This window comes from Lysinibacillus sp. ACHW1.5 (assembly GCF_022014815.1).
GTDB lineage: Bacteria > Bacillota > Bacilli > Bacillales_A > Planococcaceae > Lysinibacillus > Lysinibacillus capsici.
On sequence record NZ_CP091777.1, the window covers coordinates 2,006,153 to 2,020,548 of the forward strand.

The 14,396-nt window shown below is 37.0% G+C and carries 19 protein-coding genes; 14 read left to right on the forward strand and 5 right to left on the reverse strand.

The features are described from left to right. Window positions 1-264: 264 nt before the first annotated feature. The 10 genes from L6W14_RS09795 (at window position 265) to L6W14_RS09840 (ending at window position 8,528) form a co-directional block, all read left to right on the forward strand. Window positions 265-963, forward strand: a complete 699-nt coding sequence (locus L6W14_RS09795) for a hypothetical protein (protein ID WP_237900622.1) — start codon at window positions 265-267, stop codon at window positions 961-963. Window positions 964-1,844: 881 nt separating this feature from the next. Next, the gene (locus L6W14_RS09800) at window positions 1,845-2,276 is read left to right on the forward strand and encodes a BrxA/BrxB family bacilliredoxin (protein ID WP_004228455.1); all 432 of its coding nucleotides are present in this window, start codon (window positions 1,845-1,847) and stop codon (window positions 2,274-2,276) included. Beyond that, window positions 2,264-3,052 (forward strand): class I SAM-dependent methyltransferase, encoded by a 789-nt coding sequence (locus L6W14_RS09805; RefSeq protein WP_237900624.1) that lies wholly within the window; start codon window positions 2,264-2,266, stop codon window positions 3,050-3,052. The genes L6W14_RS09800 and L6W14_RS09805 overlap by 13 nt, the downstream gene beginning before the upstream one ends. A gap of 63 nt (window positions 3,053-3,115) precedes the next feature. Continuing rightward, complete coding sequence (locus L6W14_RS09810; RefSeq protein ID WP_131520377.1) at window positions 3,116-3,670, forward strand: hypothetical protein; 555 nt, start codon at window positions 3,116-3,118, stop codon at window positions 3,668-3,670. 4 nt (window positions 3,671-3,674) lie between these two features. After that, window positions 3,675-4,166, forward strand: coding sequence for an immunity 22 family protein (locus L6W14_RS09815; protein WP_237900626.1), 492 nt, complete (start codon window positions 3,675-3,677; stop codon window positions 4,164-4,166). A 103-nt stretch (window positions 4,167-4,269) separates the two neighbouring features. Beyond that, on the forward strand, window positions 4,270-5,031 hold the full coding sequence (locus L6W14_RS09820; protein ID WP_237900628.1) for an ANT(4')-I family aminoglycoside nucleotidyltransferase: 762 nt from the start codon (window positions 4,270-4,272) through the stop codon (window positions 5,029-5,031). Between the two features lie 495 nt (window positions 5,032-5,526). Continuing rightward, the gene (locus L6W14_RS09825) at window positions 5,527-6,321 is read left to right on the forward strand and encodes a nucleotidyl transferase AbiEii/AbiGii toxin family protein (RefSeq protein WP_237900630.1); all 795 of its coding nucleotides are present in this window, start codon (window positions 5,527-5,529) and stop codon (window positions 6,319-6,321) included. A 193-nt stretch (window positions 6,322-6,514) separates the two neighbouring features. After that, window positions 6,515-6,994: an RNA polymerase sigma factor gene (locus L6W14_RS09830; protein WP_237900953.1), complete on the forward strand. Its 480-nt coding sequence runs from the start codon at window positions 6,515-6,517 to the stop codon at window positions 6,992-6,994. Further along, window positions 6,991-7,500, forward strand: coding sequence for a hypothetical protein (locus L6W14_RS09835; protein ID WP_237900632.1), 510 nt, complete (start codon window positions 6,991-6,993; stop codon window positions 7,498-7,500). The genes L6W14_RS09830 and L6W14_RS09835 overlap by 4 nt, the downstream gene beginning before the upstream one ends. Window positions 7,501-7,751: 251 nt before the next feature. Further along, window positions 7,752-8,528, forward strand: coding sequence for a basic amino acid ABC transporter substrate-binding protein (locus L6W14_RS09840; protein ID WP_004228443.1), 777 nt, complete (start codon window positions 7,752-7,754; stop codon window positions 8,526-8,528). Window positions 8,529-8,587: 59 nt separating this feature from the next. On the opposite strand, the gene L6W14_RS09845 is transcribed toward L6W14_RS09840, so the two are convergent. Both L6W14_RS09845 and L6W14_RS09850 read right to left on the reverse strand, forming a co-directional pair. Continuing rightward, window positions 8,588-9,037 (reverse strand): SRPBCC family protein, encoded by a 450-nt coding sequence (locus L6W14_RS09845; RefSeq protein WP_237900634.1) that lies wholly within the window; start codon window positions 9,035-9,037, stop codon window positions 8,588-8,590. A 203-nt stretch (window positions 9,038-9,240) separates the two neighbouring features. Then, entirely contained in the window at window positions 9,241-9,678 is a 438-nt protein-coding gene (locus L6W14_RS09850; protein ID WP_054549302.1) for a MarR family winged helix-turn-helix transcriptional regulator, read from the reverse strand. A gap of 150 nt (window positions 9,679-9,828) precedes the next feature. On the opposite strand from L6W14_RS09850, the gene L6W14_RS09855 reads away from it, so the two are divergent. The 4 genes from L6W14_RS09855 (at window position 9,829) to L6W14_RS09870 (ending at window position 12,104) form a co-directional block, all read left to right on the forward strand. Then, window positions 9,829-10,233 carry an Ohr family peroxiredoxin gene (locus tag L6W14_RS09855; protein ID WP_131520372.1) on the forward strand — a complete coding sequence of 135 codons (405 nt, stop codon included), beginning with the start codon at window positions 9,829-9,831 and terminating at the stop codon, window positions 10,231-10,233. Between the two features lie 22 nt (window positions 10,234-10,255). Beyond that, window positions 10,256-10,882, forward strand: a complete 627-nt coding sequence (locus L6W14_RS09860; RefSeq protein WP_066037868.1) for a nitroreductase family protein — start codon at window positions 10,256-10,258, stop codon at window positions 10,880-10,882. A gap of 67 nt (window positions 10,883-10,949) precedes the next feature. Further along, window positions 10,950-11,312 (forward strand): DUF1304 domain-containing protein, encoded by a 363-nt coding sequence (locus L6W14_RS09865; protein ID WP_237900636.1) that lies wholly within the window; start codon window positions 10,950-10,952, stop codon window positions 11,310-11,312. Between the two features lie 57 nt (window positions 11,313-11,369). After that, entirely contained in the window at window positions 11,370-12,104 is a 735-nt protein-coding gene (locus L6W14_RS09870) for an SDR family NAD(P)-dependent oxidoreductase (protein ID WP_237900955.1), read from the forward strand. Between the two features lie 261 nt (window positions 12,105-12,365). Here the strand turns inward: L6W14_RS09870 and L6W14_RS09875 are convergent, their stop codons facing one another. Genes L6W14_RS09875 through L6W14_RS09885 form a run of 3 tightly spaced genes read right to left on the reverse strand, consistent with a single transcriptional unit; the run spans window position 12,366 to window position 14,108 of the window. Then, on the reverse strand, window positions 12,366-13,502 hold the full coding sequence (locus L6W14_RS09875) for a zinc-dependent alcohol dehydrogenase (RefSeq protein WP_112118787.1): 1,137 nt from the start codon (window positions 13,500-13,502) through the stop codon (window positions 12,366-12,368). Between the two features lie 21 nt (window positions 13,503-13,523). Further along, on the reverse strand, window positions 13,524-13,886 hold the full coding sequence (locus L6W14_RS09880; protein ID WP_048394572.1) for a spore coat protein: 363 nt from the start codon (window positions 13,884-13,886) through the stop codon (window positions 13,524-13,526). Between the two features lie 12 nt (window positions 13,887-13,898). Then, complete coding sequence (locus tag L6W14_RS09885) at window positions 13,899-14,108, reverse strand: hypothetical protein (protein ID WP_016993944.1); 210 nt, start codon at window positions 14,106-14,108, stop codon at window positions 13,899-13,901. Window positions 14,109-14,396 lie beyond the last annotated feature (288 nt).

A 14,396-nucleotide genomic window follows, 5' to 3' on the forward strand; every position in this document is an offset into this window, starting at 1 on the left:
AGTTTGAATTTCACTAAAAATGTTGCTTTTATTATATAAAAAAATAAAAAATGCGCCAAATAATGACGGTATAAGTGGCGTGATTTGGCGTACTTTCTAAATAATTAATTTAACACCGCCAAAAAATGGCGTTGTAGGCGTCAGATAGTGGCGTAAACATAATGTTGAATTACTATTTTGAGAAATGGTAGGATGAGTTTAACTCGAGGATTACTAAATTGCTATAGCAACTAGATTAACTATAAGGAAAAGGAGATTTATACAATGAAAAAAACAATTTCATACTTGCTAATAAGTTGTTTATTTTTTGCATTTAATCTAACTCCGGCTTTTGCTAGTAGTAATGAAGATCACACAATTGAAAACATTGTTTTTCAAGAAAGTTCTAGTGTTAATGAAAGGGTAATTAATACCTTAGATGAAAATGGAATAGAATATACTATAGAAGAAAATAATATTATCCTCAAAAATCCTTCTCCTGAATTGGTGGAAGAAGCAAACGGTTTAGTAGAAAAAAGCTTTTTAAATGAAGTAAACTCACAAGAAAATACCATTAATCAAATTTCTCCATTTGCTGCTACGTATCCAACAAATTGGGTACATAATCCACTTTACGACACATATGGTAGTACTACAATTGAAAAAGCTGGTAAAGTAACTGTCGCCGCAGCAGTATCGTATTATTTAATTAACGTTACAAGTATCTACAATAAATTTGTAAGATCTGTAGTAGCAGCGGTTGGAACTTTCTTCTTTGTAAATGGTGGAACAACGGATAAAGTATACTATACTTCAACACATGCTTGGAGAGAGTTAGGCCCTGGTTCATTCAGTCCAACTAATGGGCAATTCTTAGGTGACTATGAAATAATGAGATATGAAAAAATAACAAATGCTGCAGGGGATATTGTCGATAGAAATACGCGTTATGCGAAATCGACTGTTATTGAACCGATTTTTTAATAATATTAATAAAGCATAAAAATTAAGTGTTTACTTACTAGTTTTAGAGCTTGGATAAAGGAGGAACAGATGTATAGAGCTTTATTAAGATATATCGCTGCTATTTTTGTTTTGTTAATAAGTTCTTACTTTATTTTTGATGAATCATTTATGAAGGCACTTAAATTTACAATTCTTATGGGTATAATTTTCGTAGTATTTGAATTTCTTGATAAAAACAGAGATAAAAAGAAGGACTAAGCATGAATCATTTCCAAAGCCCAGGTACTCAATTAATTTTGAGCCGGGGCTTTTTTATGTTTTTATTTACTGTCTCTCTTACTTTTTACATAAAATTAGAAAATCTTTTAGTGACCAAATGGAGAAATGTAATGGTAAAACAGTGATGAATAAAAACCCTAAAATGAATGAAATCATAGTGATTTCTTCGCTATCAGTTGCCATAACACCGATGAAAAGCAGTCGCACAAAAAATCGATAAATTGGTCACACAGGTAAATTTGTTAATTTAGGTTCTTTTTTTCTGAAAAAGAAGTAAAAGATAATTTGATAAAGATATAAAATGGGTATACATAATAATCCGAACGATGCGAACGTCATTTAACTCACCTCAATTTCAATTCTGGAAATTTCCCCTTAGAATGTTAGACCTATAAAATCTTAACAATGTATTGCTCTATTTCATATATGTAATATTTCCATAAACTAATACTTGATAAAATGCAATACCATATCCGTTACACAAAAAAGTCACCAAAATCACAAAAAAATCACATTCCCCCCGAAAACCCACGAAATCAGGCAAAAAGCATGTCTTTGTACATTCACACAAAACCTTGCTATAATAAGCTTTGCGAATACATAGGAAAGAGGGTAAAAGCATGAACGCTTATGATGAATATATGAAGCAGGTTGTAAAGCCGATGCGTGAGGAGCTTGTGGAGGCTGGATTTACGGAGCTAACGACTGCGGATGCGGTGAATGAATTTATGGCGGAGACGAAGGGAACATCGTTAGTGGTGATTAACTCGGTTTGTGGTTGTGCGGCAGGGCTTGCTCGTCCAGCGGCGCGTGAGGCAATTGCAGCGGTGAAGCCAGATCATCTAGTGACGGTGTTTGCGGGGCAGGATCCAGAGGCGACTGCGGCGATGCGTGGTTATTTTGAGGATGTGCCACCTAGCTCACCATCTATGGCGATTTTAAAGGATGGGGAGTTGGCTTACTTTATCCCACGTGAACAAATTGAGGGATTCCCTGTGGAGCAGATTGTCTCTCATTTAACTGGCGTGTTAGAGCAAACATGCGAGAACTAAAAACGATTGTGACGACAGCGGGCAGACCAGACGATGTATCGATGGCGCTCGCTGCTTTTGCGTGTCAAGAATTAGGTGCTGCGTTTGAGCCACGAAACAAGCGCTCTGTTCGCAAAATTTCGCAGGAGTTGCAGGCACATGTGATGGTCGCTGGGAAGAATCGCTTCGAGTATTATGTCTATGGGGCGCAGGAGCCGTTTTTCTTTCACCCCAATTCTGCGGCGTTTCGATTAAAGCGTGTGGCCCGTGGTGAGGCAGAGCCTTTTTTGGAAGCGGCACAGCTTCAACTGGGGGATTCGGTGTTGGATTGTACGTTAGGTTTAGCGGCAGATGCCATGTTAGCAGCTTATACAGTGGGTGAAGCAGGTCGTGTTGTGGGACTGGAAGCAAATCCAAATGTAGCGTTTATTGTTAGACAGGGGATGCAAGCCTATGATACATCAGAGCTACCGTTAACTGCCTGTATGCGACACATCGAGGTAATACAGTCTGAGGCTGTTCGCTATTTAAAAACCCTACCAGACAACGCATTTGATGTGGTTTATATGGACCCAATGTTTGAGAAGGTTATAGAAGAGGCCAATAATTTTCAGGCATTACGGCTAGCAGGGGAGCATGTCACATTAACCGATGAATGGGTTTATGAAGCCAAGCGTGTAGCGAAAAAGCGTGTGGTGTTAAAGGCACATTTTCGCTCAGAGTGGTTTGCGACCTATGATTTTCAGCAGCATGAACGGATAACTGCAAAATTTCATTATGGTGTGTTAGAGGTATAGAGGCTTGTTCTTGAGACAAGCCTTTTTTTAGTATATGGTAATAAAAGAGGAGGGTGGAATAATATGGTGAACAATGATAAACGAACTCCCTTTGAGCTAGAGTTGCTGGCGAATGCACAATCGTTGATCTGCACAAAACCTCCTATTCCATGGGCATATGAAACGAGTATTGCTGCCAATGGTGTTTTGGCTTGCGGTTGGGATCATGAGGAAAACATCGTGCTAATTAGTGGCTGTGGCTATAGTGTCACTGAGCCTATAACAGGTCGTCGTCTTCATCGAGAACGAGACGTGGATGAAACCTACGACAGAATGAGTGATGACCGTTTAACATTTCAATTGCCTCAGGGGACAATATCTATTTTCGGCTTTGAAGCTGGGGATGGGATTCATATGACAGCAGATGGCTGGCAGGTTGAAGTTATTTATCCTTGGTGGCCACGTGCAACAGTAGTAATCGATTATCTTTATATAACTAATTATACTTATTTAAAAAATGCGACAGCTATTGATTTACAGCGATTGGATGGCATGATTAAATGTGGATTTTCGCCATCTGGCAAGCATTTAATAATAATGGGCTCAGGCGGTGCATTGATTTATTCGAGAAAGGGATGAGGTCATGGATGATGAACAAAATGGCTATGTTTCCATATGGGCTGGTCATTTTACAAGCGAAGAACAGTTACATACATATCTTGCCACTGTCTATCAGGGAGAAGATGAAACGGACGAAGCCTTTTCACAAAAATTAGCAAAGCTTTTTTTACCAGAAAATCAGCACCGTACTTGTGAGGAAGAGTTTAAAGCACTTTATGATGAATTCTACAATCAATTTGAATACGATTTCGGCTTAACCTTCGACGAGGATTTTTGTGAAGCACTATTTTACGAAGCAGCTTCAAATCAACTTAAGCAACTACTTTGTGATGAATTTTCCTATTCGCAGCAATTTAAACATCAAGTGCTAGCCAAAATGGGCAATGAACTACAGAAAGCTTATAATGCAATAATTTTACTATATGACATGAAATATGAGGGTCACATTCAATCTGTAAGCCATGAAGCGTTTCATATCGATTTTGTATGCTCTATTAAATTACAGGAAATGTGATGAAAGGAGGTTTTGATGATGTTACCAGCAAAAATTCCTCGTTAAGCCCGTGGTCCACCTTGGTTCAATAACAACGATCTTACTTATAAAAGGAGCGATGTAAATGATTGGACCAAGAAAAAAGACAAGTGATGAACGCAGGCAGATTGCCCATTCGATTGCGCAACAAGTTCTCGCAAAATATGGAGGAAATGTTCGAGCAATTGGTATTTATGGCTCGTTGGCTAGAAAAACGGATGGTCCGTTTTCTGACATTGAGCTTAAGTGTATCTGTCATGAATTAGAGCACAGCTATAGCTATGAATGGACAGCAGGAGATTGGAAGGCAGAGGTTAATTTCGATCAGGCAGAAGTGATTATCGAAGAAGCAATAACGGTTCAGGAAGATTGGCCATTAACAAATGGGAAGTTTGTCGATTTACAGCCACTTTACGATCCTTCTGGCTTTTTTCTAGAACTCAAAGACAAAGCGGCCACTGTGGAGAATGCCCGATTTAAGGAAGCAATTTGCAAAACCATTGTAGAAGAAATGTATGAATACATGGGGAAATTAAGGAACATAGCTGTTCAGGGTCCCAACACATTTTTGCCGATACTGGCGATGAAAATAGCGATGACAGGTGCCATGATAGTAGGATTACACCATAAGCAGTGCTATACAACATCTGCACAAGTATTACCTGAGGCTTTAGCGATGGATGATCAGCCACACGGGTTAAAAGCATTAGCTGAAATGGTCATGACAGGCAATCTAACGAATCCTCAGCAAATCATAGCTGCCTGTGAAAACTTTTGGCAAACACTTCTCCAATGGGCAGCTGAAAAGGGCTATCAGATTAAATGCTCTAAGGAGATTCCTTGGTAATTTTTTATAGTACTTTACTTTTATAGTATAAGGTGCTATAATAGAACACGTGCTATTTTAGGTAGCATATTTCCGTAATCTGGCATTCTGCTTTTTGTTTTTGTAGATACTTATTCACACTGGCGCATGCTTTGGGGCTGCAAGGACGCAAAAGATGGTAGGGTTTGCGTTGCTTAAGTTAGAAGGCACACAGTGGAATTTTACCGCGGTGATGAAACGAATCTGGTTTCAAGATAATATTCCCCAGACGATTGGGTTGAGACTTTTACAATTTACGAGAATGTTACCTATAAATACTAAAGGGGTAGTTTCGCAACAGCGAGGCTGCCCCTTGTCTAATTTTAAGGCCAGTCATGTCCAACCATGACAGGCCTTTTTGGTATACATTACCGTTTACTCTCTTCCATAAATAAGTGATAATAAAAGCATGAATTTTAGTAAAAATCTAAATTCTGCCTAAAGAAATCAGAAAAATCAAAAAGGTGAGGGATGTCAATGGGAAATATCGACACACTATCGACGAATGTCGTGACACAATTAGAAGAAATGGCTATACGGCAAGACAATATGGATCAGCTAGTATCACGCTATTGCCAAGAAAGACTGCTTTATCGTCTATCCATATCCTCCTATGAAGATCAATTTTATCTAGATGGGGATCTATTATTATTTGCTTTAACAAATGGATTGGTGAAGCCTTCCAATGAAGTCACGCTGACAGCTCAAGCAAGCGTTCATCAACACGATATAGTGAAACAGGCCTTTAAAGAAATTTGCTCACTAGCAATACCAGCGGATGGCATTGAATGGGATGCACAGCGGATCGAATCGTCTGTATCGAGTGACAATATTCAACTAAGCATACCAGCTACATTGGGCAAAATGACTGTATACATAGAAGTTTGGATTACCTTTAAAGAAAACATGCGAATAACACCAAAGACCATTAATTTTCCGAGCTTGCTAGACAATAAGGCTGCGGTAGTTTATACATATCCAACAGAATTCGTACTGGCACAAAAATTTATCGAAATTTACCAGTACCCAGCATTAGAAAAGACTGAAAAAACAATAAATGAAGTACAACAATTGCTACAAACGCAAACTATTGAAGGACGAAGATTGCAGGCGTATATTGTGGACTTATTTGATCGTCATCATTTTACAATCGAGCTAACTTCTACACTCGAGATGACAGGGATTCTGAAACAATTCTTTATCCCTGTTTATGAAGCTATTTTGGCTGAGGACGAATTTTTCAAGCAATGGAACAATCGAGCTTGGCAATGAAGAGAGGGACCCGCAAATCATCTACGGTTTGCGGGTTTTTGCATGGCTATTATTCAGTAATTTATTAGGGGGATACATTTGTATGTCTTATGAATGGTTTCTTCTTTTTATTAAAATGAAGCTAAAGTGTATCTGTTGCACGAATAGATAAAGTTGAATCGTATTATGTCATGAAGGAGGTTAGGTGAAAAATATGATAAAGTTTGCTGGCATAAGTTTGCAAGAAATTGTTCAAACATATAGTGACACCCTCATACGAATTGCTGTGCATCAGACCAAAAATATGGCTGAGGCGGAGGACATTGTGCAGGAGGTTTATATGACACTGATGAGGCAGAACAAGCCCTTCGCTCATGAAGCACATTTAAAGGCTTGGCTCATAAAGGTGACATTTAATAAGTGCAAGGATTATTTTAAGTCCTCACGTGTGAAGAATACGGTACCCATTACAGACGAAATGGCCTTTATTGCAAAAGAGGAGCAGATGGTTCTTACTGAAATTTTTGAGCTTCCTTCAGAAGAGAGAGTCATTGTTTATTTACATTATTACGAGGGCTATACAACGGCAGAAATGGCTGATTTATTAGAGATTAACGTAAATACAGTAGGCTCAAAGCTCAGAAGGGCACGAATGAAGCTGAAAACGATTCTAGAAGAGGGGAGCAAAGTATGATGAATGCTTATAAGAATGTGATGAAGCAGATTCATGCTTCTGAGGAATTTAAGCGTAAGATGCAGGAAGAGATGATGAAATATGAAAAGAGGTCCTTTATGAAAAAAGTAAGAATTAGTGTTGGAAGCTTAGTAGCCTGTGCAGTGATTGCTGTCCTTGCTATGGTAAATATCAATCATGATACACCAATTGATTTGACGGAGAGAATTGTTGCGGACCATTCAGCTCCTGCAGCAAGTGCGCTAGTAAATATCGAAGGGACCATTACAGAAGTCGGAGAAGATGGGCTGAGCTTTACATTGGATAACGGTATGGAAGTAGTCGTGACAGACAAAACCAAAATAGGAATAGACGGACCGACAGCACCACCTAAGGAGGAACAGCTATTTGAGCCTACTTTTAGAGTAGGTAATTTAATTGGCGGCTATACAGAAGATACCTCCTCAAACCCAGTTCAGGCTGCTGCCATTTATACAAATTGGAATTTTGAACATCCATTACGATAAAAATTTAGGTGCTCAAAAAAAGAATTTCCTAAAGGGGATTCTTTTTTTATATCATCTAGTTAACTATTTATTCCTTTTTATCCTAAAAACGAGATTGAATAATACTATTTATAAAGAAATGATTATTTTTATACAAAAAAGTATTGTCTAAAGAGAATATTGTCACTATAATTTACGTAATAGTCTCACATTTCCGAATTGCGAAAAATAATACGCATTATGGAAAAAATATCATACTAGGGGGATGGGCTATGAAAAGAAATTTAATGGTGTTGCTTACAATTATGGCAGCTTTCACGCTAGTTTTAGCGGGTTGCGGCTCGAAAGACAATACATCATCAGGTGATGGAGATAGTAAAAAAGTTTATAAGGTAGGTACTGAGGCTACATTTGCACCTATCGTATCTCTTGATGATAAAGGGAATATTGTAGGGATTGATGTGGATGTGTTACAAGCAATCGCGGATGAAATGGATTTTGAAGTGAAGTGGGAAAGTATTGGTTGGGAGCCTGTATTCCAAACAATTAAAAATGGTGAAACAGATATTGGTGGTGCAGGGATTACAATTACGGACGAGCGTAAGGAAACATTTGATTTTACTGAGCCGTACTACGAATCTCAATTATTAATCGTGGTGAAAGAAGATTCAAAGATCCAATCATTGGATGAATTAAAAGATAAAAAGATTTCTGTACAAATTAATGCTACTGGTCATATGGCTGCCAAGAAGCTACAGGGTGAATCTAGTCCCAACATTTTTGCTTTCGAAAATCAACCAATTGCTATTCAAGAGATGCTGAATGGCAACGTAGAAGCGGCGATTGGAGATAATTCAGTTGTTTATGAATATATCAAGGCACATCCAAATGACAAAATCAAAGTAATTAAAGATGATTCCTTCGAAAAAGAATACTATGGTTTCATGGTTCAAAAGGGGAACAAAGAGCTTTTAGATAAGTTAAATGAAGGCCTTAAAAAGATTAAAGAAAACGGTAAGTTAAAAGAAATTACAGGTTCAGACTTTTAGTAAAAAATAAACCGTAGAAGCTCACCTCAAGGGGAGTTCTACGGTTTATTTTTTAGGTGCTAGTCTTGCGCTTCAGCAACTGTTTTGACCCGTTCTAAAAATTGTACGACTACTTTGTCCGATGCAAACAATAAAAATAATTTGACGAACCATTTTAACGCATTATTTGTTACGGAATAAGTAAAGGAAGTCTCTGTTTCATTTATTTTATTTAATTCATAGTAAGCCGTAATTTCAAACAAATTAGCGAGTACAAAGCCTACTTTCAATATTTTTTTATCAGGTGTATTCGAATATTCCAATGTTTCTACATCATACGTTTCGATACGTTTTCCTTCTTTATATTTTTGGCGATAAATACTGCCAACCCCTTCTTCTGTTACTTTTACAGGCTTGTTTTCAATTACCTGTGGCATAATCTTCTGCATGTCAGCTAAAGAGCCATCAAGTAATGTCCAAACGTTTTCGATGGGGGCATTTATGTTTATAGTCTTTGTCCATGTTTTCATCCAAACACCTCTACTTTCAAAATTACTTATCTATGCTGTAAATTAAACTAATTAATAAATGTAAGTATACTAAATTTTAACGGTAGCCACATGATTATTAACATTTGAGGGGATCAGGGAGAGAAAAACAAAAAAGATTGAAGCCAATGTAGCTCCAATCCTTCTTATTTACATATTCATCCTATTAGTGGAATAGCTATGTGTTAGTTTTCATCTTTTATTTTCCAATCGTTATAAACGATATCTTGAAGTACATTTTTCAGTTGTACAAATTGCTGCTCTGAGATATTCGATTGCTTCATCACTTGGCGAGACACTTCAGGTAGTTTCCTTCTTACATCTACGCCTTCCTTGGTTAAATATATTTTCATTAATCGTTCGTCCTCCTTAGAACGTTCACGACAAATGTAATTCTTTGCCTCTAATTTTTTTAACAACGGTGTTAATGTTCCTGAATCTAAAAATAAACGTTGGCCCAATTCTTTCACCGTTATCTGTTCGTTTTCCTCTAAAGCTAATAAAGTGATATAGCCTGTATAAGTAAGATCGTAAGGCTTCAATAATAATGTATATTGCCGAGTGATTTCCTTTGATGTTGCATACAAAAGAAAGCACAGCTGGTTATCTAAATGATTAGGCATAAAAATCCCCTCTTAAAGTTCTTCTACTACCATTTATATTAAAAATAAAGTTCCTACTTGTCAAACGCAATTAAATTGTGTACAATTCAATTTGTAAAAATTAGATTGTACACAATTTAATTAATAACAAAAGATAAGGGGTTTTCAGTTATGAAAGAATTATACGCAACTACAATGATTAATGAAGGTGGCCGTAGTGGCACATCCTATGCAGAAGATCAATCTTTATCGTTAAAAATTGCACCACCAGGCTCCAAATTAGCGGATGTTACAAACCCAGAACAATTATTTGCGGCTGGCTATAGTGCTTGCTTTAATAGTGCATTAGATTTAATCAAACGCCAAAAGAAACTAAAAAATGCATCAACCATTAAAGTAACAGTGAAATTAATGGAGCAAGCTTCTTTTGACTATGTGCTTGCAGTGGAAATCGAAGGGCATATTGAAGGACTAGCAGTGGAGGAAGTACAGGAATTATTAGAGGTCACACATACGGTATGCCCATATTCAAAAGCAACAATGGGCAATATTAATGTAACAATAAAAGCAGTTTAAATTGTGAAAAGAGGGAAACTACATGTTATCAACTACACCATTAAAACAAATTATGCAAATGCGTAAATCTGTTCGTAAATACAATGCAGAGACTAAAATTCCGCGTGAAACAATCATGCAGCTGTTGCAGGATGCTACTTCAGCACCTTCTTCAAGTAATATGCAGCCATGGCGCTTTCTTGTCATTGATGATAAGGAAATTCAGAAGAATATCAACTTCTTTTCATTTAATCAAGAGCAAATCGAAACAGCCTCTGCCATTATTGCTGTCATTGGTGATATAGAGATGTATGTAAATGCTGAGGAAATCTATGCAAAAAACGTGGAGCTGGGCTATATGCCAGAACCAATTGCCAATAAGCTTGCACAAGATGCGCTGACAATGTATGGTTCAGCACCAACAAAAACATTAGAAAATATCGTACACTTTGATGCTGGCTTAGTATCGATGCAAATCATGCTATTAGCGAAGGAAATGGGCTATGATACCGTTCCGATGGGTGGATTTGATAAAGCAAAATTCGCTGAATACATGGAATTACCAGCAAATGAAATTCCTATTTTATTATTAGCCATTGGTGAAGCGGCAGCCCCAGCATATGGTTCTTCACGCCTACCAATAGACCGCATTGTTCGTTTTAATAAATAGTTTCAAGCAATGTCCTTGATACACTTGAGGACATTGCTTTTTTAAAGATTTTTTAGGAGGGAATAGGATGTCTTCATTAACTTTTATTTTAAGCTTAGTCGTAGCAGCAGAGCATTTGTATATTATGTATTTAGAAACGTTTGCAACTACTTCTAAAAGAACAGCAAAAACATTTAATCTGTCTGAAGAAGCGTTAGAAAATGCAAATGTTCAAGTTCTTTTCAAAAATCAAGGGGTTTATAATGGTCTGATTGCGATCGCCTTATTGTATGGATTATTTTTGTCACATCAGCAAACTGAAATTGTTGCCATTTTTTTAATCTTTGTATTCATTGTCGCTTTGTATGGTAGCTTAACAAGCTCTAAATCGATTCTATTAAAACAAGGTGGACCTGCTATTTTAGCACTTATTAGTTTATTTTTCTCGTAAACTTAGGTAGAGTTTTTCATAACATCCTAACTTTTTAATAAAGGGGTAAAATAGATGATGCTTAAAAATAGAAAAGTAATAGTAACAGGTGCAGCTTCTGGTATAGGAAAAGAAATTGTTAAACAATGTTTAGATGAAGGTGCTTCAGTACTTGCTTGTGATATTAATGAAGACGCCTTAATGGCATTAAAACAATCAATGAATGTCCCTTCAGATTTGTATACATATCAATTAGATGTAAGTATTTATGAAGAAGTTGTCAATTTTTTTGGAAATTTGGAAAGAGAACATTGTGATGTGGATAGTTTAGTTAATAATGCAGGGATTTATTTGGGTAAGAATATACTGGATTATCAAACTGTGGAAATTGATAAAGTCATAGATATAAATTTAAAGGGATGTATTTATTTTTCTCAAATGTTCGGGAAATATCTACTTCAGAGCGAACGTAAGGGAGTCATCGTGAATATGTCTTCTGTATCAGGTATGGAAGGCAGTTCAGATGCAATATATGGACTCTCAAAAGCTGCTATATTGGGATTAACTAAAAGCTGTGCAGTGAATTTCTCACCATACATCACAGTTAATGCCATTGCCCCTACAATGGTAAACACTCCTATGATGGATGCAATACCTATTTGGAGAAAAGAGGAATATTTAAATCATCAGCTCATCGATACACCTGTAATGCCTAAAGATGTTGCTGATACTGTTATTTTCCTCTTGTCAGATAGATCAAAGCATTACACAGGTGCGACATTTGATATTAATAATGGTGGATATCTAAGGTAGTTCAAGAACTTATTCAACTGTTTTGCCAAACTAATTATTTATCATTAGAAGTTGTTCAATGAAAGGAATCGCTACATAATGATTTTTGATTAGGGAGGGGTTAGTTCAGTTGATCAAAATGTAGTTCGCCAGTCGAAGGGGCTTGGTGCTCAAATATTAATGCCATTTTGAAGCAGAAGTAATAATATAAATATGTACCCCTAGGTCAATGAAAAAGGTACTTTTGCAATGCAGAGACAAAAGTACCTGAAAACTTCTATATTAGGGTTTTAAAACCACTTTAATGCAACCTTCTTGCTTTGTATCGAATATTTCATAAGCATGTTTTGCTTTTTCAAGGGGGAGTACATGTGTAATGATATCACCGACATTCACTTTTCCTTCAGCCATTAGGTTATAGACATGGGGCATGATATGAACAACTGGAGCCTGTCCAGTACGAATCGCTACATTGCGTTGGAATATATCTCCAAGTGGGAAGGCATTGTATCGACCGCCGTATACACCGGTAATTTGGATTGTTCCTCCTTTACGTACAGCTTGACTGGCTGTGACAAGGGCGCCCATAGCACCACCTTGAAGTTTTACCCCACTTGCAAGAAATTCTAGAGGCGTCATTTTTCCGCTCATCCCTACGCAATCAATGACAACGTCTGCACCACCCTTGGTAATCTCTTTCAAGTATTCGCCACAATTTTCATGGTCTTCAAAGTTAACGATTTCCACATTATTTGTCTTCTTTGCATGTTTAAGACGATACCCAATGTAGTCAACTGCGATTACTCTTTCTGCTCCTTTCAGCCAAGCAAATTTTTGTGCTAGCAGTCCAACAGGTCCGCAGCCAAGAATAATAACAGTATCTCCTTTCTTTACACCAGCATTATCTACACTCCAAAAAGCAGTAGATGCGGCATCAGCAAGGAGAACAAGACTTTCATCAGGAACTTCTGATTTCTCTGGAATTTTGAAAGGGATAAAATTACCATAGGGCACTCGCATAAACTCTGCCTGTCCTCCTGGAAAACCGCCCGTTGTGTCTGAATAACCAAAGTAGGCACCCATTTCGCCATTATCGTTTGCATTATCACATTGACTTTCTAGATCATGATTGCAGTACCAGCATTCCCCGCATGCAATATTAAAAGGAATGACAATCCTGTCACCCTTTTTAACCTTCGTCACATCTTTTCCAACTTCTTCTACAATACCCATTGGTTCATGACCAATGACATAATCTTGTCCAAGATTCGGAATCATACCATGAAGCAAATGCAAGTCTGACCCGCAAATGGCAGTAGTGGTTAAACGAACAATAATATCATCGGCTTTTTTTATTTTAGGGTCTTGTACTTCTTTAACCTCAACATTTTTTACACCTTGAAAAGTGACAGCTTTCATTAAAAAATCCCTCATTTTCGTTTATTTTTTCGGTGGGGTAGGGAACATTCCTTTTCGATTCATATCTTTAGGGAATAAATCCAACTGGGCAATACTAATCGCATTTTCTGCTGATTTAATATCCAGTTCCTTTTGACCTGCAAGATCATAAGGTTTTAGCCATTCTTTTTTTACCATCAGTTCAGAAATTTCGAAATATAAATCAACCATGACATCCAGCTGAGTTCTCAAGATTTTCTGAAGAGCAGGAGAAGCTGTTTCTGTTAAGGCAATTGAAAGATTCCGAATACCCGTTTTGGTTGTAAGTAAAAACTCAAGAGCAATCCCCGAATCAGTTAGTTCAGGCATTCCAACTGAATTTATAGGATCTAAATAGTCTTGCATACAATTGTCCTCCTAATATTCCAATTCCGATTTTGAGTAGAGCTTAACCATAGCAGTGAGTGCCGGGGTAGATAATTTTACATTTTTGTCCAATAACGCTCTTAAATCATCATCAAAGACCACACCTTGACTCAGCTTCGATTTAAGTAAACTAGTTGTCATAAAGTTAATGACTTCATGAAATTCCATAGTTTCATGAAGTGCTAATTTTTTCTCAAACACGTAATTCGCACCTCCATAATTTTCTTTAAAAAGTCTTCCCTGTAGCAAGTCTATTTATGCAAATTCGCATTGGATTAATTCTAAGACTATATTGATAGATAGAATCTGATTTAACAGTGAATTTCCTCCATTCTTTTCACTCAACCCATTTATGACATTACCTATGTGATGGAAGAAGGGAGCAACACTTTTTTTAGATAAATTTATACAAAATTGGTTAAAAAAAAGGACCTTCAGTCTCTGTAGCTGTCAGGTCCTTATTTTTTATACTATTTCATTTGTTTTTTA

Coding starts and splice junctions, on each gene's coding strand:
- L6W14_RS09860 (WP_066037868.1), top strand. CDS start 10,256: ATGTTATCAACTACACCATTAAAACAAATTATGCAAATGCGTAAATCT.
- L6W14_RS09820 (WP_237900628.1), top strand. CDS start 4,270: ATGATTGGACCAAGAAAAAAGACAAGTGATGAACGCAGGCAGATTGCC.
- L6W14_RS09880 (WP_048394572.1), bottom strand. CDS start 13,886: ATGCAAGACTATTTAGATCCTATAAATTCAGTTGGAATGCCTGAACTA.
- L6W14_RS09825 (WP_237900630.1), top strand. CDS start 5,527: ATGGGAAATATCGACACACTATCGACGAATGTCGTGACACAATTAGAA.
- L6W14_RS09810 (WP_131520377.1), top strand. CDS start 3,116: ATGGTGAACAATGATAAACGAACTCCCTTTGAGCTAGAGTTGCTGGCG.
- L6W14_RS09855 (WP_131520372.1), top strand. CDS start 9,829: ATGAAAGAATTATACGCAACTACAATGATTAATGAAGGTGGCCGTAGT.
- L6W14_RS09875 (WP_112118787.1), bottom strand. CDS start 13,502: ATGAAAGCTGTCACTTTTCAAGGTGTAAAAAATGTTGAGGTTAAAGAA.
- L6W14_RS09870 (WP_237900955.1), top strand. CDS start 11,370: ATGCTTAAAAATAGAAAAGTAATAGTAACAGGTGCAGCTTCTGGTATA.
- L6W14_RS09865 (WP_237900636.1), top strand. CDS start 10,950: ATGTCTTCATTAACTTTTATTTTAAGCTTAGTCGTAGCAGCAGAGCAT.
- L6W14_RS09835 (WP_237900632.1), top strand. CDS start 6,991: ATGATGAATGCTTATAAGAATGTGATGAAGCAGATTCATGCTTCTGAG.
- L6W14_RS09805 (WP_237900624.1), top strand. CDS start 2,264: ATGCGAGAACTAAAAACGATTGTGACGACAGCGGGCAGACCAGACGAT.
- L6W14_RS09795 (WP_237900622.1), top strand. CDS start 265: ATGAAAAAAACAATTTCATACTTGCTAATAAGTTGTTTATTTTTTGCA.
- L6W14_RS09830 (WP_237900953.1), top strand. CDS start 6,515: ATGATAAAGTTTGCTGGCATAAGTTTGCAAGAAATTGTTCAAACATAT.
- L6W14_RS09850 (WP_054549302.1), bottom strand. CDS start 9,678: ATGCCTAATCATTTAGATAACCAGCTGTGCTTTCTTTTGTATGCAACA.
- L6W14_RS09845 (WP_237900634.1), bottom strand. CDS start 9,037: ATGAAAACATGGACAAAGACTATAAACATAAATGCCCCCATCGAAAAC.
- L6W14_RS09840 (WP_004228443.1), top strand. CDS start 7,752: ATGAAAAGAAATTTAATGGTGTTGCTTACAATTATGGCAGCTTTCACG.
- L6W14_RS09800 (WP_004228455.1), top strand. CDS start 1,845: ATGAACGCTTATGATGAATATATGAAGCAGGTTGTAAAGCCGATGCGT.
- L6W14_RS09815 (WP_237900626.1), top strand. CDS start 3,675: ATGGATGATGAACAAAATGGCTATGTTTCCATATGGGCTGGTCATTTT.